Origin of the sequence: Ewingella sp. AOP9-I1-14 (genome assembly GCF_052375995.1) — a bacterium.
Classification (GTDB): Bacteria; Pseudomonadota; Gammaproteobacteria; order Enterobacterales; family Enterobacteriaceae; genus Ewingella; species Ewingella allii.
In genome coordinates this window covers 1,018,528-1,035,880 of record NZ_JBQSVA010000001.1, presented here as the reverse complement: position 1 = coordinate 1,035,880, position 17,353 = coordinate 1,018,528, and the positions used below count along the sequence as shown (strand labels likewise).

The 17,353-nt window shown below is 55.1% G+C and carries 16 protein-coding genes and 1 other RNA gene; 10 read left to right on the top strand and 7 right to left on the bottom strand.

What is annotated here, in order from left to right; genetic code table 11:
* Positions 1–98: 98 nt before the first annotated feature.
* Entirely contained in the window at positions 99–515 is a 417-nt protein-coding gene (locus ACT3RT_RS04790; protein ID WP_353503069.1) for a YbgC/FadM family acyl-CoA thioesterase, read from the top strand.
* 50 nt (positions 516–565) lie between these two features.
* On the opposite strand, the gene queC is transcribed toward ACT3RT_RS04790, so the two are convergent.
* Positions 566–1,264, bottom strand: a complete 699-nt coding sequence (gene queC, locus ACT3RT_RS04785) for a 7-cyano-7-deazaguanine synthase QueC (protein ID WP_496200591.1) — start codon at positions 1,262–1,264, stop codon at positions 566–568.
* Positions 1,265–1,370: 106 nt separating this feature from the next.
* Positions 1,371–3,071 carry an SgrR family transcriptional regulator gene (locus tag ACT3RT_RS04780; RefSeq protein WP_485903566.1) on the bottom strand — a complete coding sequence of 567 codons (1,701 nt, stop codon included), beginning with the start codon at positions 3,069–3,071 and terminating at the stop codon, positions 1,371–1,373.
* A gap of 224 nt (positions 3,072–3,295) precedes the next feature.
* Here ACT3RT_RS04780 and cof point away from each other — a divergent pair, with 224 nt between their 5' ends.
* The gene (cof, locus tag ACT3RT_RS04775) at positions 3,296–4,117 is read left to right on the top strand and encodes an HMP-PP phosphatase (RefSeq protein ID WP_353503066.1); all 822 of its coding nucleotides are present in this window, start codon (positions 3,296–3,298) and stop codon (positions 4,115–4,117) included.
* Between the two features lie 175 nt (positions 4,118–4,292).
* Positions 4,293–5,399 (top strand): ElyC/SanA/YdcF family protein, encoded by a 1,107-nt coding sequence (locus ACT3RT_RS04770; RefSeq protein WP_496202577.1) that lies wholly within the window; start codon positions 4,293–4,295, stop codon positions 5,397–5,399.
* 68 nt (positions 5,400–5,467) lie between these two features.
* Here ACT3RT_RS04770 and ACT3RT_RS04765 read toward each other — a convergent pair whose 3' ends face one another.
* Complete coding sequence (locus ACT3RT_RS04765) at positions 5,468–6,511, bottom strand: PLP-dependent cysteine synthase family protein (protein WP_034792364.1); 1,044 nt, start codon at positions 6,509–6,511, stop codon at positions 5,468–5,470.
* A 123-nt stretch (positions 6,512–6,634) separates the two neighbouring features.
* On the opposite strand from ACT3RT_RS04765, the gene ACT3RT_RS04760 reads away from it, so the two are divergent.
* From ACT3RT_RS04760 to amtB, 5 genes are all read left to right on the top strand, one after another.
* A complete protein-coding gene (locus ACT3RT_RS04760) occupies positions 6,635–7,090 on the top strand; it encodes an Lrp/AsnC family transcriptional regulator (RefSeq protein ID WP_034792362.1) in 456 nt (151 codons plus the stop codon).
* A 125-nt stretch (positions 7,091–7,215) separates the two neighbouring features.
* Positions 7,216–9,033, top strand: a complete 1,818-nt coding sequence (locus tag ACT3RT_RS04755) for a SmdA family multidrug ABC transporter permease/ATP-binding protein (RefSeq protein WP_496202576.1) — start codon at positions 7,216–7,218, stop codon at positions 9,031–9,033.
* On the top strand, positions 9,026–10,810 hold the full coding sequence (locus ACT3RT_RS04750) for a SmdB family multidrug efflux ABC transporter permease/ATP-binding protein (protein ID WP_353503062.1): 1,785 nt from the start codon (positions 9,026–9,028) through the stop codon (positions 10,808–10,810). The genes ACT3RT_RS04755 and ACT3RT_RS04750 overlap by 8 nt, the downstream gene beginning before the upstream one ends.
* 340 nt (positions 10,811–11,150) lie before the next feature.
* Positions 11,151–11,489: a P-II family nitrogen regulator gene (gene glnK, locus ACT3RT_RS04745; protein ID WP_009639071.1), complete on the top strand. Its 339-nt coding sequence runs from the start codon at positions 11,151–11,153 to the stop codon at positions 11,487–11,489.
* A gap of 60 nt (positions 11,490–11,549) precedes the next feature.
* A complete protein-coding gene (gene amtB, locus ACT3RT_RS04740) occupies positions 11,550–12,839 on the top strand; it encodes an ammonium transporter AmtB (RefSeq protein WP_185689410.1) in 1,290 nt (429 codons plus the stop codon).
* Positions 12,840–13,027: 188 nt separating this feature from the next.
* On the opposite strand, the gene tesB is transcribed toward amtB, so the two are convergent.
* Positions 13,028–13,894 (bottom strand): acyl-CoA thioesterase II, encoded by an 867-nt coding sequence (tesB, locus tag ACT3RT_RS04735; protein ID WP_485903578.1) that lies wholly within the window; start codon positions 13,892–13,894, stop codon positions 13,028–13,030.
* Between the two features lie 253 nt (positions 13,895–14,147).
* Here tesB and ACT3RT_RS04730 point away from each other — a divergent pair, with 253 nt between their 5' ends.
* Positions 14,148–14,735, top strand: a complete 588-nt coding sequence (locus ACT3RT_RS04730) for a YbaY family lipoprotein (RefSeq protein WP_353503060.1) — start codon at positions 14,148–14,150, stop codon at positions 14,733–14,735.
* 72 nt (positions 14,736–14,807) lie between these two features.
* On the opposite strand, the gene ACT3RT_RS04725 is transcribed toward ACT3RT_RS04730, so the two are convergent.
* On the bottom strand, positions 14,808–15,116 hold the full coding sequence (locus tag ACT3RT_RS04725) for an MGMT family protein (protein WP_353503059.1): 309 nt from the start codon (positions 15,114–15,116) through the stop codon (positions 14,808–14,810).
* A gap of 194 nt (positions 15,117–15,310) precedes the next feature.
* Here ACT3RT_RS04725 and ffs point away from each other — a divergent pair.
* An RNA gene (gene ffs / locus ACT3RT_RS04720) (signal recognition particle sRNA small type) lies at positions 15,311–15,407 on the top strand.
* Positions 15,408–15,546: 139 nt separating this feature from the next.
* Here ffs and ACT3RT_RS04715 read toward each other — a convergent pair.
* Both ACT3RT_RS04715 and ACT3RT_RS04710 read right to left on the bottom strand, forming a co-directional pair.
* Complete coding sequence (locus ACT3RT_RS04715) at positions 15,547–15,795, bottom strand: hypothetical protein (RefSeq protein WP_496202575.1); 249 nt, start codon at positions 15,793–15,795, stop codon at positions 15,547–15,549.
* A 186-nt stretch (positions 15,796–15,981) separates the two neighbouring features.
* Positions 15,982–17,331 carry an NCS2 family permease gene (locus tag ACT3RT_RS04710; protein ID WP_353503057.1) on the bottom strand — a complete coding sequence of 450 codons (1,350 nt, stop codon included), beginning with the start codon at positions 17,329–17,331 and terminating at the stop codon, positions 15,982–15,984.
* Positions 17,332–17,353: the final 22 nt, after the last annotated feature.

The window sequence follows — 17,353 nt, the reverse complement described above, 5'->3', positions numbered from 1 at the left end:
CTGTTCACGGTTAGTGCCGTTTTCTTCTGCTAATCTCAAAAGACATCTGACCAGTTGTCAGGATTTAATGACTATTTTGCAGGAGCCGGAAAGCAATTATGCATACATTTATTACCGTTCGTGGTTTTCATATTGATGTTTATCAGCACGTTAACAATGCCCGTTATCTGGAATTTCTAGAAACAGCACGTTGGGAATGGCTGGATAACAAAAGCGGATTTAAATGGATGAGCGAGAATAACATCGCGTTCATCGTGGTAAACATCAACATTAACTACCGCAAACCCGCCACGCTGGGCAACGTGTTGCGTATCGACAGCAGCCTGCAGCAGCTGAATACCCGCAGCGGCGTGCTGGAGCAAGTAGTCACCCACGATGGCGATATCGTCGCTGACGCCACGCTGACCTTTGTGTGCATTGATCTACGCACCCAGAAGGCGCTGACGCTGGAAGGCGAGTTGTTGGAAAGATTGCGCGAGTTAGAGCTGAAAGAGGAAGAGGCGCGAGGAGGCTGAGGAAGGCGTGAACGACCGGGCTAAAGAGTTAGCCCGGCCAAGAGAGCGGATTATTTCAGCCCGGTTTTCTGCTTCAGGCTAGCCATAACGCCGACTTTGTCTTGCTGATACTGCTGCAGGCCATTGGCGCGCAGGTTACAGGCGGCGCATTCGCCACAGCCATCACCCGCGATGCCGTTGTAGCACGTCAGGGTGTGATGGCGAATCAAATCCAGCTGTTGGTAATAATCGGCCAGGGCCCATGTCTCAGCTTTGTTCAGCCACATCAGCGGCGTGTCGAAACGGATATCGCGCGCGATGCCCAAGCAAACAGCGTGTTTCAGCGCTTTGACGAATTCGTCGCGGCAATCCGGGTAGCCGGAGAAGTCGGTTTCACAGACGCCCGTTATGACGGCTTCAGCCTGAACTTGATAAGCATAAATAGCCGCCAGAGTGAGGAACAGAATATTGCGGCCCGGCACGAAAGTGCTCGGTAAGCCGTTTTCCTCAGTTTCGCCCAGCGCCGGCACCGGAATGTTGTCACGGGTCAGGCTGCTCACTGCCAGCTCGTTAAGTAAACCCACGTCCAAAACTTTGTGAGCTTTGGCGCCCAGTTCTACAGACAGCTTCTGAGCAATGTCGATCTCAGCGCGATGTCGTTGACCATAATCGAAGGTAATGCAATGTACTTCGTCATATTGCGTCAAAGCCTGAATCAGACAGGTGGTTGAATCCTGACCGCCGCTGAAAACCACTACTGCTCTTTTCATGTTTTTATCCATTTGTACTTGAATCAATTGCCACCGATTTCGGCAAATTCTATGAGGCTCATGTTACTTTTCTTTGGGATCGCTGAACAGCATCAATCATAGACTGTCACGAGAGCGGCGGGGGGATCCACGCCTGACAAAAATCGAACCATCCCCACGCGGTGAGCTGTACGCCGTTGACCCGCGGCGGCGCGCTGACCTGATATTGATAGTTGAACAGCGGCGTAATAGTGCCGCGCTTCATCAAATGGTAAAAATGGTTGCGAAGTTCTTCGGCGCGAATGTCGGCCAGAGGGAGTTGTTGAATAGTCTTAAGGCGCTGCGCCTGCTGCTCCAACTCTACATCACTCAGAATGCCCGACCACAGCATATCCTGACGCAGCCAGTTCTCTAAAGTGGCCTCCGGCGCTTCGCCGATCAGACGGTCGCCCAAAAGAATATCGGCCTCATTGATACCACTTTCGTCATCCCACACGCGGCCCTGATGATAAACGATTTCTAACTCGCAGTTCTCGGCGCGCAGTGCCTCTTGCAGCGCCTGCGCGACAAACTCCAGCTCGACCGGCGGGTGGAACAGCAATCTCAGGGTTTTCGGTAAGGTCACGTCATCAGCATGATGCTCGGGGATCGGCCATTCCGGCAGCATCTCACTGCTCGGCTTCACCAAGTCATGGTCAATAGGCAGGTTATTGAGCAGGCCAGAGCGCTGGATAATCATCACCACCTTTTGCGCCTGTTCAGAGGTTAAATGCTGCCGACGCAGATTGGCGGCGATGTAGCAAAAACCCAGACTGGTGCTGCGTTTGACCGGTTTGACATCCGCCAGTTCATCCTGCTCCCCCAGCATGATGCGCACTGGGTGCTGGCAACTGACATTATCCCGCTGCGCGAACAGCTGCGGGGTTATCCAGAACTCAATGGCGGCAAGGAAAGGGCGCTGCAAGTGGTAGTAGGCATGCTGCTCGAGGCGCACTAGCTCGGCGGCAAAGCTGGCTAAACGGAAAGGCCCCGCGCCGCAGAAGGCATCGTCGGGGTGAGACAGCAAACAGCTAAGATCAGCCAGACGGTGCGCCAGCCAGTAGTCCGGCACCTCGAGGTCAAATTGCAGGCAGAGCGCGTGGGGCAGTTTTATCTCCGCTACGGCGGCGAAGGCGTGCCTGCTGCGTGGCGAAAGGCGCAGTCGCTCCAACTGCTGGCGCAGCTGCTCGGCACGGATCGGCTCGCCGTTGTGCCAATAAAGCTGGCTGCGCAGGAAGAAATACCAGGTTTTGCCGTTATTACTGATTTGCCAATGGTGCGCCAAATCAGGCTGGGGCAGCGGATCCCCGGTGGTGAAGCGAGTTAGCCCGGCGTGCAAAGTATGCGCCAAGTGCTGCTCGGCGCGGCCGGTCAGGGTTTGCGGGTCCAGTGGCTGCATGCTGCGATAGTAGGGGATACGCAGGGTCGGCGCGTCGGCCTGCCACTGGCCGCCAAGGTGGGGAGCGAGCAGGGCGTTTAAATGATTCGGGTCGACTTCGCTAAATTGCAGCGCCGCCGAGTGTTCACCGTTTTTCAGCAACTGCTGTAAGTAATTTCCCCGTAAACTTTCTGGCGTATACAGGCAGTGTAGCTCGGCGCGTTTGCCACGACCGGCTTGCGAATGCCAGTTTATCCAGCCTGCGTGCTGAAATTGCGATAGCAAAGTGCGGGTGTGGCGTTCGCTACAGCAGAAGATTTCCGCCAGCTCGCCGACATTCACCGTGGCGGGCTGACTGCCCACGCTGGCATACAGCCGTTGAAACTGATTAAGACGATTTTGCAAACGCATGCCACACCTACTCCCCTCTGAGAGAAACTCGTGGGTTGAGCATAACTCAGCGGCTGGCGGGCGACATGGAGCAAATTCACGGAGTGTGAGCTAAATCAGGAACACTATTTTTAAACTGTTCACTATTACTTCCGCAAATCGAGTTGCATACTCAGTTTGCTTACTTTCCACACCACGGCGGCTGAAATTGTTCATCCTGCCCGGTGGGATAATCGCGAGGTGTTATGTTTCGTTTGGCTGCATTTGATATGGACGGCACGCTGTTAATGCCTGATCACCGTTTAGGTGAAAAGACACTGGCCACGCTGGCTCAGCTGGCTGAAAAGCCCATGACGCTGACTTTTGCAACCGGGCGTCACTACCTTGAGATGAAAGACATTCTGGCGAATCTGGGGCTGGAAGGCTATCTGATCACCGGCAACGGCACGCGCATCCACAATCTGCACGGCGATCGCCTTTACGCCAGTGATTTACCCGACGACTGCGCCGAAGAACTGCTGAGAACCCAATGGGATACCCCGGCCAGTCGCCACGTTTTCCGTGATGAAGGTTGGTTTACCGACCTCGACGACCCTAAGTTGCTGATCCCCCATGAGTTCAGCGGATTCCGCTATCAGCTGTGCAACTTTGCCGAACTGCCTATCAGCGGCAACAGCAAAGTCTGCTTCTGCGCACCGCACGACGTCCTGCTGCAACTGGTGCCACAGTTGGAAAGCCACTTTGGCGGACGCATTGATTTATGCTTTTCGGCGGCGGACTGTCTGGACATCATGCCAGCCGGGAGCAATAAAGGGAGCGCCTTGGCGTTTCTCACCCAGCAATTGGATATCGAAATGGCCGAGTGCATGGCCTTCGGCGACGCCATGAATGACCGCGAAATGCTGGAAAGCGTGGGTATGGGGCTGGTAATGGGCAACGCCCTGCCGGTCCTCAAACAGCAGGCTCCACACTTACAAGTTATTGGACATTGCCAACATCAGGCGGTGTCCCACTTTTTACAACATTGGCTGCATTCACCACACCTCACCTATTCCCCCGAATATTAAGGTTATTTCAGCCAGCCGGGCTATCTGTCCCGGCTTTTTTCTGTCTAACGGGCATGTGTCACAAAACTGTCATATGACTTTCATATAGTTCGCCCATTCTCCGCCACGCGTCTTTTTCTTATTTTCGCTTTTATTTATAGTCCAGACAGGTAGTTAACCTTTTAAGGATAAAATAATGATCACTACTCCACGAGTAACCCGCGTTGCTCTTGCTTTAGCTTTTTTGATTTCTGCCAACGTGTCCGCCAGGGCCATCGATACCGTTCAGCCACAGGCTGATTATCAACAATATATTTCCGAACGCCAAACCGTTGATTTTCTGATTCAAGATGCGCTGACGGCGTTTAAATCTCCGGCGCGCGTGTCCGACGCTGGCTTTACTGGCAAGCTGCCAACCAATATGGAAATTGTCGCCGACAGGCTGCAACAGGCCAGTAAGTTAGAGCCTTACCGTGCCGATCTGCTGTTCAGCACCGCCAGCGCGTACATCTATAACAACAATGTGGATAAAGCCTTGGGCCTGTATAAACAGATTTTGGACATCGCGCCAGACGACGTTGACGCCCACAGTTACATCGCGGCGTGGGATCGTTTCAAAGGTGACACTGCCGGAACCGACGCCCAGCTCGCCGCGTTGCAGCAGCTGAATCCGGGCCGCGTGGACCAACTGAAGAAAGTGTTCGCGGTGATCGACCACGTCACTACCATGCCGCTGCGCGACCGTCTGCCGGCTGACGAAGCTAAATCCTTCACCGGGCCGACGGCAATCGTTACGCTGGGTTACGCGCTGGACCCAGATGGCTCGATGAATAAAATCCTCATCCAGCGCCTGGAGAAAACGCTGGAACTCGCCAAACAGCTGCCTGATGCGATGATCGTGGTCACCGGCGGTGTGCCGCAGAACCACCAAACCGAAGGCAAACTGATGGCGCAGTGGCTGGAGGAGAAGGGCGTCGACAGCAAACGCATCTATCAGGACAACTTTGCCCGCTCGACGGTGGAAAACGCGCTGTTCAGCCGTTACGCCTTGGCTAAGCATCGCATTAAACATGCCGTGATTGTCAGCTCAGGTAGCCACGTGCGCCGTTCGCAGGCTCTGTTCACCATCGCCAGCTGGGAAACCGGCCCGCGCGATATTCAGTATGTTTCCGTGGCCGCCATCGACAAGCCGCTGGCTGAAATGCAAAGCGTTTCTCAGGGGGATAAGCAGGGGATTTACCGCGACGCGCTGAAAACCATGGGGTTGTGGAGCTTCCGCAGCTATCCGTTAGAAGAGCGTTAATCGTCTAATTCACAAGACGTTGATACCAAAAAGGCGACCTCAGGTCGCCTTTTCACTTTTGAACAAACTCAGCGAATTCCCGCCAGCTGGGCGCTGTAGTGGCTGATATCACCGATATTTGCCGCCACCCATTCCGGGTCGAAATAGGTATTCAGGTAGCGTTCGCCGCTGTCGCACAATAGGGTGACGATGGAGCCGGTTTCGCCTTTCTCGCGCATCTGTTTCGCCAATTGTAGGGCGCCCCAGACGTTGGTGCCGGTCGAGCCGCCAACTTTGCGCCCCAGCACCACCTCAAGCCATTGCACGGTCGCCACGCTGGCGGCGTCGGGCACGCGCATCATGCTGTCGATAACGCTCGGAATGAAGGACGGCTCGGCGCGCGGTCGGCCAATTCCTTCGATTTTGCTGCTGCACTGCGCGGTGACGCTCGGGTCGCGCTGCTGGTAATAGTCGTAGAAAACCGAGTTTTCCGGATCAACGACCACCAGTTCAGTGTCGTAACCCTGATAACGAATATAGCGGCCCAGCGTGGCGGAGGTGCCGCCGGTCCCGGCGCTCATCACCAGATAACGCGGCACCGGATTAGGCTCCAGCGACATCTGGCGGAAGATGCTGTCGGCAATATTGTTGTTGCCGCGCCAGTCGGTGGCTCGCTCGGCGTAGGTGAACTGATCCATATAGTGGCCGTTCATTTCACGCGCTAACTGCTCGGAGGCGGCGTAGATCTGGCTCGAATTTTCCACGAAGTGGCAGCGCCCGCCGTAGAACTCAATTTGCTGAATTTTGCGCGGTGCGGTGCAGGATGGCATGACTGCGATAAAGGGTAGGCCGAGTAAACGTGCAAAATAGGCTTCCGAAATGGCGGTGCTGCCAGAAGAGGCTTCAATGATCGGCGTATTTTCGCGGATCCAGCCGTTGCACAGCCCGTACAAAAACAACGAACGCGCCAGACGGTGCTTCAGACTGCCCGACGGATGGGTGCTTTCATCTTTCAGATAGAGCGCGATGCCGGGGAAATCGCTGAGGCTCAGGCGCATTAAGTGGGTATCGGCTGAGCGCTGGAAGTCGGCGTCGATTTCTTTTATGGCGTGGTTTACCCAGGCATTGGTCATTATGAAGTCCGTCGGCAAAGAGATGTTGATGGCACTTAGATTAACGCATTGAGCAGAGAAATAAGTTACTCTTTAGCCCATAAATGATGACCTAAAGAGAATGATTTTCTCTCGGGAGGCGACTTGGTAGATAAAATTGACCGCAAGCTGTTGTCGATGCTGCAACAGGACTGCACCCAGTCCATCAACGTGCTGGCCGAGGCAGTGAACCTGACAACCACGCCTTGCTGGAAACGCCTCAAGCGTCTCGAGGATGAGGGTATTATTCGCGGCAGGGTGGCGTTGCTGGATAACGAAAAACTGGGGCTGGATCTCACGGCCTTCGTACTGATAAAAACTCAGCACCACAGCAGCGATTGGTACCAACATTTTGTCGATCAAGTGGCAGCATTACCCGAAGTGCTGGGCTTTTACCGCATGGCCGGAGAGTATGACTATTTGCTGCAAGTGCAGGTGGCCGACATGAAAAGCTACGACAGCTTTTACAAACGTCTGGTAAACGGTGTACCGGGATTAATCGACGTGACTTCGAGTTTCGCGATGGAGCGGATTAAATCCACCACCGAGCTGCCGCTGTAACATGGCGCTTTCGCTGGCGAGGCGTTAGGGCCAGTTTGAAAAAAGTTTCATCTGTTTGGCATGTTAAGGATGGTATTCTTGCCGCTGCTTCATAATAAAAATCTTAAGAATATGGATAAATCTGCGTGAGACTCTTTGCTCAACTGGGTTGGTATTTCCGCCGCGAGTGGCGACGTTACCTCGGGGCCGTGGCATTGCTGATTATTATCGCTATTTTGCAGCTGCTGCCGCCCAAATTGGTTGGAATCGTCATTGATGGCGTGACCTCAAAACAGATGACCTCCGGCGTCTTATTCGCCTGGCTGGGTCTGATGCTGGGCACGGCGGTTTTGGTGTACCTGCTGCGCTATGTCTGGCGCGTGCTGCTGTTCGGCGCCTCTTATCAGCTGGCGGTGGAGCTACGCCAGAACTTCTTCAAGCAGCTGAGTCGCCAACATCCGGCGTTTTATCTGCGCCATCGCACCGGCGACCTGATCGCTCGCGCCACCAATGACGTCGACCGCGTGGTGTTTGCCGCCGGTGAAGGGGTGCTGACGCTGGTAGATTCACTGGTGATGGGGCTGGCGGTGTTGATTGTCATGGCGACGCAAATCAGCTGGGAGCTGACGCTGCTTTCTCTGGTGCCGATGCCAATCATGGCGATTGTGATCAAACGCTATGGCGACCAATTGCACCAGCGCTTTAAAACCGCGCAGGCCGCGTTCTCTTCCCTCAACGATCAGGCGCAAGAGAGCCTGACCAGTATTCGCATGATCAAAGCCTTCGGCCTTGAGAATCACCAATCTTCGCAGTTTGCCGACGTCGCCGCGGATACCGGCGTGAAGAATATGCACGTCGCGCGGGTGGATGCCCGTTTCGACCCGACGATTTATGTCGCCATCGGTATGGCCAACATGCTGGCGATTGGCGGCGGCAGCTGGATGGTGGTGCATGACCATCTGACGCTGGGCCAGCTCACCAGCTTTGTGATGTACCTTGGCCTGATGATTTGGCCCATGCTGGCGCTGGCGTGGATGTTCAACATCGTTGAGCGCGGAAGTGCCGCCTATAGCCGTATTCGCAGCTTATTGCAGGAAGCGCCGAGCGTGGTGGATGGCAAAACGCCTCTGCCGGAAGGGCGTGGCACGCTGGAGGTGAAAATTGACGATTTCCGCTATCCGGAAAACAGCCAGCCAGCGCTGCACGCCGTCGACTTTGTGCTCAAGCCGGGCCAGATGCTGGGCCTCTGCGGCCCCACGGGTTCTGGCAAAAGCACCTTGCTGGCTCTTATTCAGCGCCAGTTCGACATCACGCAGGGTGACATTCAGTTCCACGGCCTGCCGCTGACGGAGATCCAACTGGACGACTGGCGCGGGCGCATAGCGGTGGTCAGCCAGACGCCGTTCTTATTCTCCGACACCGTGGCGCAGAACATCGCGCTGGGCCGCCCTGATGCGACCCAGCAGGAGATTGAAGAGGCCGCGCGTTTAGCCAGCGTCCATGAAGATATTTTGCGTCTGCCGCAGGGCTACGAAACGGAAGTGGGCGAGCGCGGCGTGATGCTGTCTGGCGGTCAGAAGCAGCGTATCTCCATTGCTCGCGCCTTGCTGTTACAGGCTGAGATCCTGATTTTGGATGATGCGCTTTCCGCCGTCGATGGCCGCACCGAGCACCAAATTCTGCATAACTTGCGGACCTGGGGCAGCGATCGCACGGTGATCATCAGCGCGCATCGTCTGTCGGCGCTGGTGGATGCCAGCGAAATTCTGGTGTTCAGCAATGGCACCGTCGCCGAACGCGGCAACCATGAGCAGCTCTCCTCAAGGCCCGGCTGGTATCGCGAAATGTATCGCTATCAGCAGTTGGAGGCCGCGCTGGACGACGTTCCTGCGGACGATCTCCCGGTGGATGACCTTCCTGTGGATCAACAACCCCCGAGTTTGGTTGACATAAAACATGATTAAAATTCAGAAAAGCTGGCCGACGCTCAAAAGGCTTTTGAGCTACGGCAAGCCTTACAGCAAGCCCCTGTCGATTGCCGTGCTGATGCTGTGGGTGGCGGCGGGTGCGGAAGTGCTCGGGCCGATCCTCATCAGCTACTTTATTGATAATTACGTGGCGAAGGGCCAGTTACCGCTGGGCATGGTCAGCCTGCTGGCCATCACCTTTATCGTGCTGCAATTCCTCGCCGCTGGCCTGCATTACTATCAGGCGCTGCTGTTTAACCGCGCCGCGGTGGGGGTGGTCCAGAGGCTGCGCACCGACGTCATGGACGCCGCCCTGCGCCAGCCCTTAAGCGCCTTCGACACTCAGCCGGTGGGGCAGTTGATCTCCCGCGTCACCAACGATACCGAGGTGATCCGCGATCTCTACGTCACCGTGGTGTCGACCGTGCTGCGCAGCGTGGCGCTGATTGGCGCCATGCTGATTGCCATGTATAGCCTCGACTGGCGGCTGGCAACCATCGCCGCGTGTATCTTCCCGGCGGTGTTCATCGTGATGGCTATCTATCAGGTGTACAGCACGCCGGTAGTGAGGCGCGTTCGTAGCTATCTGGCTGATATCAATGACGGTTTTAACGAAGTCATTAACGGCATGGGCGTGATTCAGCAGTTCCGCCAGCAGAAGCGCTTTGGGCAGCGTTTGGCCAATGCCAGCCAGTCCCACTATGCCGCCCGCATGCAGACGCTGCGGCTGGAAGGCTTCCTGCTGCGCCCGCTGCTGAGCCTGTTCGCGTCGCTGATCCTCTGCGGCCTGCTGCTGTTATTCGGCTTCAGCGCCGAAGGCACCATTGGCGTCGGCGTGCTTTATGCCTTCATTAACTACCTTGGGCGTTTAAACGAGCCGTTAATTGCGCTGACCTCGCAGCAGTCTATCTACCAGCAAGCCGTGGTAGCGGGGGAGCGAATTTTTGATTTGATGGATCGTACCCAGCAGCAGTACGGCAGCGACGACAAGCCGCTGTGCAGCGGCGAGATTGATATTCGTAATGTCAGCTTCGCCTATCGCCCGGACAAATGGGTGCTGGAGAATATCTCGCTGCAAGTGCCTTCGCGCGGCTTTGCTGCGCTGGTTGGGCACACCGGCAGTGGTAAAAGCACTTTAGCCAACTTGCTGATGGGCTATTATCCGGTGAATCAGGGGGAGATCCGCGTGGACGGTCGCCCGCTGTCTGAGCTTTCCCACACCAGCTTGCGCAAAGGCATCGCCATGGTGCAGCAGGACCCGGTGGTACTGGCGGAATCGGTTTTTGCCAACGTCACGTTGGGCCGCGACATCGATGAGGAGCAGGTGTGGCACGCGTTGGAAGTGGTGCAGCTTGCGCCGCTGATCCGCGCGATGCCGGATGGTATCAACACCCGTCTCGGCGAGCAGGGGAACAATTTGTCGGTGGGGCAGAAGCAGCTGTTAGCCATGGCGCGCGTTCTGGTGCAAGCGCCAGAAATTTTGATCCTTGACGAGGCAACCGCCAATATCGATTCCGGCACGGAACAGGCGATTCAGCGCGCGCTGCGGGCTATTCGCCAGCAGACCACGCTGGTGGTCATCGCCCACCGTCTTTCCACCATTGTAGATGCCGATAACATCCTGGTGCTGCATCGCGGTCAGGCCGTGGAGCAGGGCAATCACCTCCAGCTGTTAGCTGAAAAAGGCCGTTACTATCAAATGTATCAGTTGCAGCTGGTGGGGGAGGAACTCGCCTCTTCGCAGCACGAGCAGCCGGTCGCTGAAAACGGCTAGGCCTCTCGCGGTGGCCTGACTCTCTCAGGTCACCGCGCTTTTCTTCCCTCTTATTTCTCACTCCGGCACTCTGGCGTTGCACCATCTTCATGCAGCGATCTTTAGGCCAAATTTTCCTTGCACTGAAAAATAGCGCTGCGCACTTAAATAGTGCGCAGGAGGCTGGGCTATTTGCACCATTTTGACTCTCAGCCTCGCTGCGACGATTCCGAAATCCCGTCTTTAAGCCACAAAACGCCAGATCTCAGCTCTTAAACAACTCTGGCACAGCCTTTGCTTTATCCATTGCGTATCGGCGAGAGTCCTCTCGCGGCAGGCTCTTAATTCGAGGAGTGGCAACATGAAGCTGGTTACTGTGGTGATCAAACCTTTTAAGTTGGAAGACGTGCGTGAAGCACTGTCAGCTGTAGGAATTCAGGGCCTAACCGTGACGGAAGTCAAAGGGTTTGGCCGCCAGAAAGGACACGCAGAGTTGTATCGCGGCGCGGAGTACAGCGTTAACTTCCTGCCAAAAGTAAAAATCGATATTGCGATCGCCGACGATCAGCTTGATGAAGTGATCGACGTGATTAGCAAAGCGGCCTACACCGGCAAGATCGGCGATGGCAAAATTTTTGTTGCTGAACTGCAACGCGTTATTCGCATCCGTACCGGCGAAACCGACGAAGCAGCACTGTAATTTCAGCCTTATTACTTTAAATCACAATTTGCAGTCTTTGAGAAACGGGGTGGGTTAACAATGAAAAAACTTCTCGCGATGATGGGGCTCGGTGCAACTGCCCTGTTGCCATCGATTGCCATGGCTGCTGCACCTGCGGTGGCTAACGGCGCAGATAACGCCTTCATGATGATCTGTACCGCGCTGGTACTGTTCATGACGGTTCCGGGCGTGGCGCTGTTTTACGGCGGCTTGCTGCGTTCCAAAAACGTCTTGTCTATGCTGACTCAGGTCATCGTGACCTTCGCGCTGGTTTGCGTACTGTGGATGCTTTATGGCTACAGCGTCGCGTTCAGCGAAGGTAACGCCGTGTTTGGTGGCTTCAGCAACGCGATGCTGAAAGGCATCGGTCTTGACTCTGTTACCGGCACCTTCTCACAGCTGATTCACGTTGCGTTCCAATGCTCCTTCGCCTGTATTACCGTGGCGCTGGTGGTTGGCGGACTGGCAGAGCGCGTTCGCTTCTCCGCGGTACTGATTTTCACCGTGATTTGGCTGACCTTCTCTTACCTGCCAATCGCACACATGGTTTGGGCGGGCGGTTTCTTGGCGGCTGACGGCGCGCTGGACTTCGCGGGCGGTACTGTTGTTCACATCAACGCCGCGGTTGCTGGCCTGGTGGGTGCATACATGGTGGGTAAACGTGCTGGTTTCGGCAAAGAAGCCTTCAAGCCGCACAACCTGCCAATGGTCTTCACTGGCGCATCAATTCTGTATGTTGGCTGGTTCGGCTTCAACGCCGGTTCTGCCAGCGCAGCAAGCTCTATCGCAGCCTTGGCCTTCCTCAACACTGTGATGGCGACCGCGGGTGCAATCCTGTCTTGGACGCTGGTTGAGTGGATGGTGCGCGGCAAACCTTCACTGCTGGGCGCAAGCTCCGGTGCTATCGCGGGTCTGGTTGCTATCACCCCGGCTTGCGGTACCGTAGGCGTTGGCGGTGCATTGATTATCGGTCTGGTAGGCGGCGTTGCTGGCCTGTGGGGCGTGGTCACGCTGAAACACTGGCTCAACGTTGATGACACCTGTGACGTGTTCGGCGTTCACGGCGTGTGTGGCATCGTGGGCTGTATCCTGACAGGCGTGTTCTCATCCAGCTCTCTGGGCGGCGTGGGTTATGCCGAAGGCGTGACCATGGGTCACCAAGTGTGGATCCAGCTGCTGAGCGTGGGCGTAACCCTGATTTGGTCTGGTGTGGTTGCCTTCATCGCTTACAAAGTGGCAGACGTGCTGGTTGGCCTACGCGTGCCTGAAGAACAAGAGCGCGAAGGTCTGGACGTAAACAGCCACGGCGAAAACGCTTACAACCAATAATTGGTTAAGCGTCTGATTTCAAAGAAAGTAGTGCGCTAAATTCTGTCCGACAGGAAACATAATAAAAAGCAAACACAACAACCTATCCGGCGTGCTGATAAAGACTTAACGGATAATGATGAAAGCAAAAAGGGGCGATAGAGATATCGCCCCTTTTTTATGTATTTTCGATGCAGTTTCAACCCGACTTAAGGGATTTCGCGCTGGCGAATCACCCCTTCCTGCACCGTGGTGGCAATCAGCACGCCTTCGCGAGTGTAGAACTGCCCGCGCACAAAGCCGCGCGCGCCCGATGCCGAAGAGCTCTCAACGGCATACAGCAGCCAATCGTCCAGCTTGAACGGACGGTGGAACCACATGGAGTGGTCAATGGTGGCCACTTGCATGCCCGGCTCAAGGAAGCCGACGCCGTGCGGCTGAAGAGCCGTGGGCAGGAAGTTGAAGTCCGAGGCATAACCCAGCAGATACTGATGCACGCGCAGGTCATCCGGCATCTCGCCGTTGGCTTTAAACCATACCGCGCGGTGTGGCTCTTCTTTACTGCCTTTTAGCGGATTGTGGAACTTCACCGGGCGCATTTCGATCGGTTTCTGGCCGATAAACTTGTCGCGCACTTTCTCAGGGATCAGGTGAGCAAGGCTCTTGGCGATATCCGATTCGGAGATTAAGGACTCCGGCGGCGGCACGTCCGGCATGGTGTTCTGATGCTCGAAGCCCTCTTCATGGCTCTGGAATGAGGCGGTCATGTAGAAGATCGGCTTACCGTGCTGGACGGCTTTTACGCGGCGGGCGCTGAAGCTGTTGCCGTCGCGCAGGATTTCGACGTCATAAATAATCGGCTTGCTGCTGTCGCCGGGGCGTAAAAAATAGCTGTGGAAAGAGTGAATACCACGGTCGCTAGGCACGGTTTGCTTGGCAGCGTAGAGAGCCTGCCCAACTACCTGCCCGCCAAAGACCTGACGCAAGCCAAGATCTTCACTTTGGCCACGAAACAACCCTTCTTCGATTTTTTCCAGATCTAGCAGATCCAGTAATTTTTTTAGTGCCTGACTCATAGGTGGCCTCATGAAAGTTAGCCTTTTGCCGCCTCGGAAAACTCTGATAAATCAATGTGCAGCATCAGGAACGATGGGGTATCTCATTCATAATAGTGGATAAAAGCATGGCTCAGAAGCTGATTTTGGTCAGCGACAGGAAAAGGTCAGTTTTTTGTGCCATGATTAATGCGCAAGGTGGTTAAAGCCACTACTCATAGTCGGCGTTTATTTGAGCTTGTCGACAAGCGAATAATAAAAAGGAGAACGATCAATGAAACTTTGGCAGATTGTAGGTGGAACCGCGCTGTCTCTCACACTGGCCGGTTGTGCATCGCACCCAGCACCAGCACAGGAAGCACCCGCCAATACGTCGGCGAGTCCATCCGGGCCAGCTATCACCGGGCCAAACGTGTCGGGTACGGTTAACATCTCACAGCGCGTGGCCTTGCCACCTGATGCTGTATTGACGGTAACTATGTCTGATGCTTCTCTGGCTGATGCGCCTTCACGCGTTATCGCGCAGAAAGTGGCACGCACTGGTGGGAAACAGGCTCCATTTACCTTTATCCTGCCTTACAATCCGCAGGATGTCCCGCCAAACGCACGCGTTATCTTGAGTGCGGCGGTGACGGTGAATGGTCATTTGGCCTTCATTACGGATAGCATCAAAGAAGTGGTTAACCGCGGTCAGGGTACCAAAGCTGACTTGCAGTTAGTCCCAGTAGCCTCAGTGCCTGTGACGACCAAGCCAACCGGATTAGGGCCAGAAAGCAACCCTAACCAACCGGGTCTTGAAACTCCTCCAGGTGCGCCAGGTGCTCCAGCACCCGCTCCAGCCCCGACTCAGCCAATGTATTAATAGTTAATTAATACCGAGTCAGTCGAGCAAAAGAAAAACACCGCCCAGGCGGTGTTTTTTTATGACCAGGATTCACCATTTCCAGCCATATTTTTCCAGATCAATCTGCCCGCCTTCGAACACAATGCCTTCTTCGAGCAGGGCCTGGCGCTGGCGTTTAAAATCTTCCCCTTGTTGGGAAATCTCGCCGTGACGATTGATGACGCGATGCCATGGCAGAGTGCTGCCTTCCGGCAATTTGCGCAGCACGCCGCCGACCTGCCTTGCCGCGCGCGGTGAGCCTGCTAACTGGGCAACATTGCCATAAGTGGTGACTTGACCATAGGGGATGGCGGCAATGATCTGAAGGACGCGGTGGCGAAAGTTATCGGTCTCCGACATGGTGGGCTCCTTGTGGGTTTCACTGCCATTATGCCGCAAACCCGTCTCGGATAAAGGTCGTAACCGTGGTGGTTGTATAAGAAAACAACGGTTGTCGGCGGTTAACTTGCAATTGCCACGGCCATCACTGATAATGCCCACCGCTTCGATTATTCAGCAATGAGTCGCGAAGCCAACAACGACAATGGGGGCCCTGTTGGTTCTCCCGCAACACTAACTTGTTAACTCGGTCAGGTCCGGAAGGAAGCAGCCATGGCAGGTGTCGTGTGTGCCGGGATGTAGCTGGCAGGGCCTCCACCATTTCTGGCTCTCGCCGTTTTACGCTCATTCCCCACTTATTATTACTCCCCCAATTTTGTTAATTCATCGCTGAATAATCGGCGCAATTCGTCGTGCAAAAAAAAGCTGGGACTTAGCCCAGCTTTGCGTCTTAACGCGCTTTATTGGCTTGAGCAATCACCGAGCCGGCCAGCGTTTTGGCGACCTCGCTTGAGGAGGCACTTTTTAAAGCTTTGGATGCAATAGCTTCCATCTCGGCACCGGTTTGGTTTTTAGAGCTGGTCTGCGAAAGCACTGAGCCTGCCAGGCTTTTTTCAAGCTCGGTGGCCTTGGGGTTGTTGAGGGTTTCTGCTGCGAGGCGGGCGACGTGTTGTGAGGATTGTTTATCGTTGCGAGTCATGTTTATCACCTATCCATGTGGTAAATAATCAAAGATGTAGTATTCCATATGTCAATAAATGACTAGATATGGTGTTTCATCTTAGGGTGATATGTTGGATTTCTACAAGACTATTTTGGATTTTGTGCTTTTGTCGTCGTAAAAAAGGGCACGTTTTAGGTGCCCTTATGGAGATTTATTTTGCGGCTAGTGATGGACTAAGGTGGCGAAGTAATAGGCTAATGGGATCGCCAAAATATACAGGCCAATCGGCACTTCACGGGCTTTCCCGGCCACGACTTTGATGATCACATAGAACAGCAGGCCACCGGCGATCCCCGTGCCGAAGCTGTTTGAAATCAGGGTGATCATCACCATCATCAGAACTGGCAGGCCATCAGTAAAGTTGCCCAAATCGACTTTGCGCAGCCCGCTGAACATGTTCAAACCAATCAGAATTAATGCCGGTGCCGTCGCCTCTTTGGGGATCATCAGCGCAATCGGCGTAAACAGCAGCATCAGCAGGAACATCAAGGCCGCGGTCAGCGCCGTCAGGCCAGTTTTGCCTCCAGCTTCGGCGGCGGCTGAGGACTCAATCAGCGCCGTTGCAGCAGGGATGCCGACAATGGGCCCGAGTGCCGCCGCAATAGAGTCAACCACGAATGGACGATTAATGTTAGGCATGTTGCCTTGCTCGTCGAGCAACCCGGCCTCGCCGCCAACGGCCAGCGTGGTGCCCATGGTGGAGAAAAACTCAGACGCGAAGAAGATAAACAGGAAGGGCAGGAAGGCGATATTAATCGCGCCCATCAAATCGACTTTACCCAGCAGCGGCCCGACGGAGTGCGGCAGGGAGAACCACTGCTGCGGCAGGTGGGTGACGCCAAAAGGAATGCCAATCAGCGTAGCGAAAAGAATGGCCCACAGCAGCGCGCCGGGGATTTTTCGCGCCTGAAGAGCGACTGCTACCAACAGGCCGAGCAGGGCGATAATGGCGCCCGGCGCGGTGAAGTCACCCAAGGCTAAAGCGTTGGTTTTCACCGTCGCGGCCACCAAACCGGCATTGCGGAAACCCAATAAAGCCACAAAAATACCAATCGACGCCGTTAAGCCAAGCTTGATGGATTGCGGAACGGAGCGAGTAACCACTTCGCGCAGACCCAGCACCGTCATTACGAAAAACACGATGCCCGACCAGCAGGCGATGCCCAGCGCGATGGGCCAGCTGATGCCGTCCCCGGCCAGCGTAATGCCGACTAACACTGAACCGCCGATGCCCGGCCCGACCATAAACGGCAGGTTGGCATAGAACGCCATCAGCAAGCTTCCCAATACAAAAACGATAATGACGCCGGTGGTGGCCGCGCCTTTATCGATGCCGCCCGCGGCCAGCAGGCTTGGGATGACAATCAATAAATAGGCGGCGGCTAAGAAGCCAGTAATGCCCGCCAGACACTCAGTTTTAGCTCGGGTGCCGCGCTGCTGTAGTTTAAAACGACGCTGTAACCAGCTTTCTCCGGCTGGCGCAGCGGCCTGTTTAACAGAACTGTCACTCATGTTGGAAATCCCCTGAAACTTT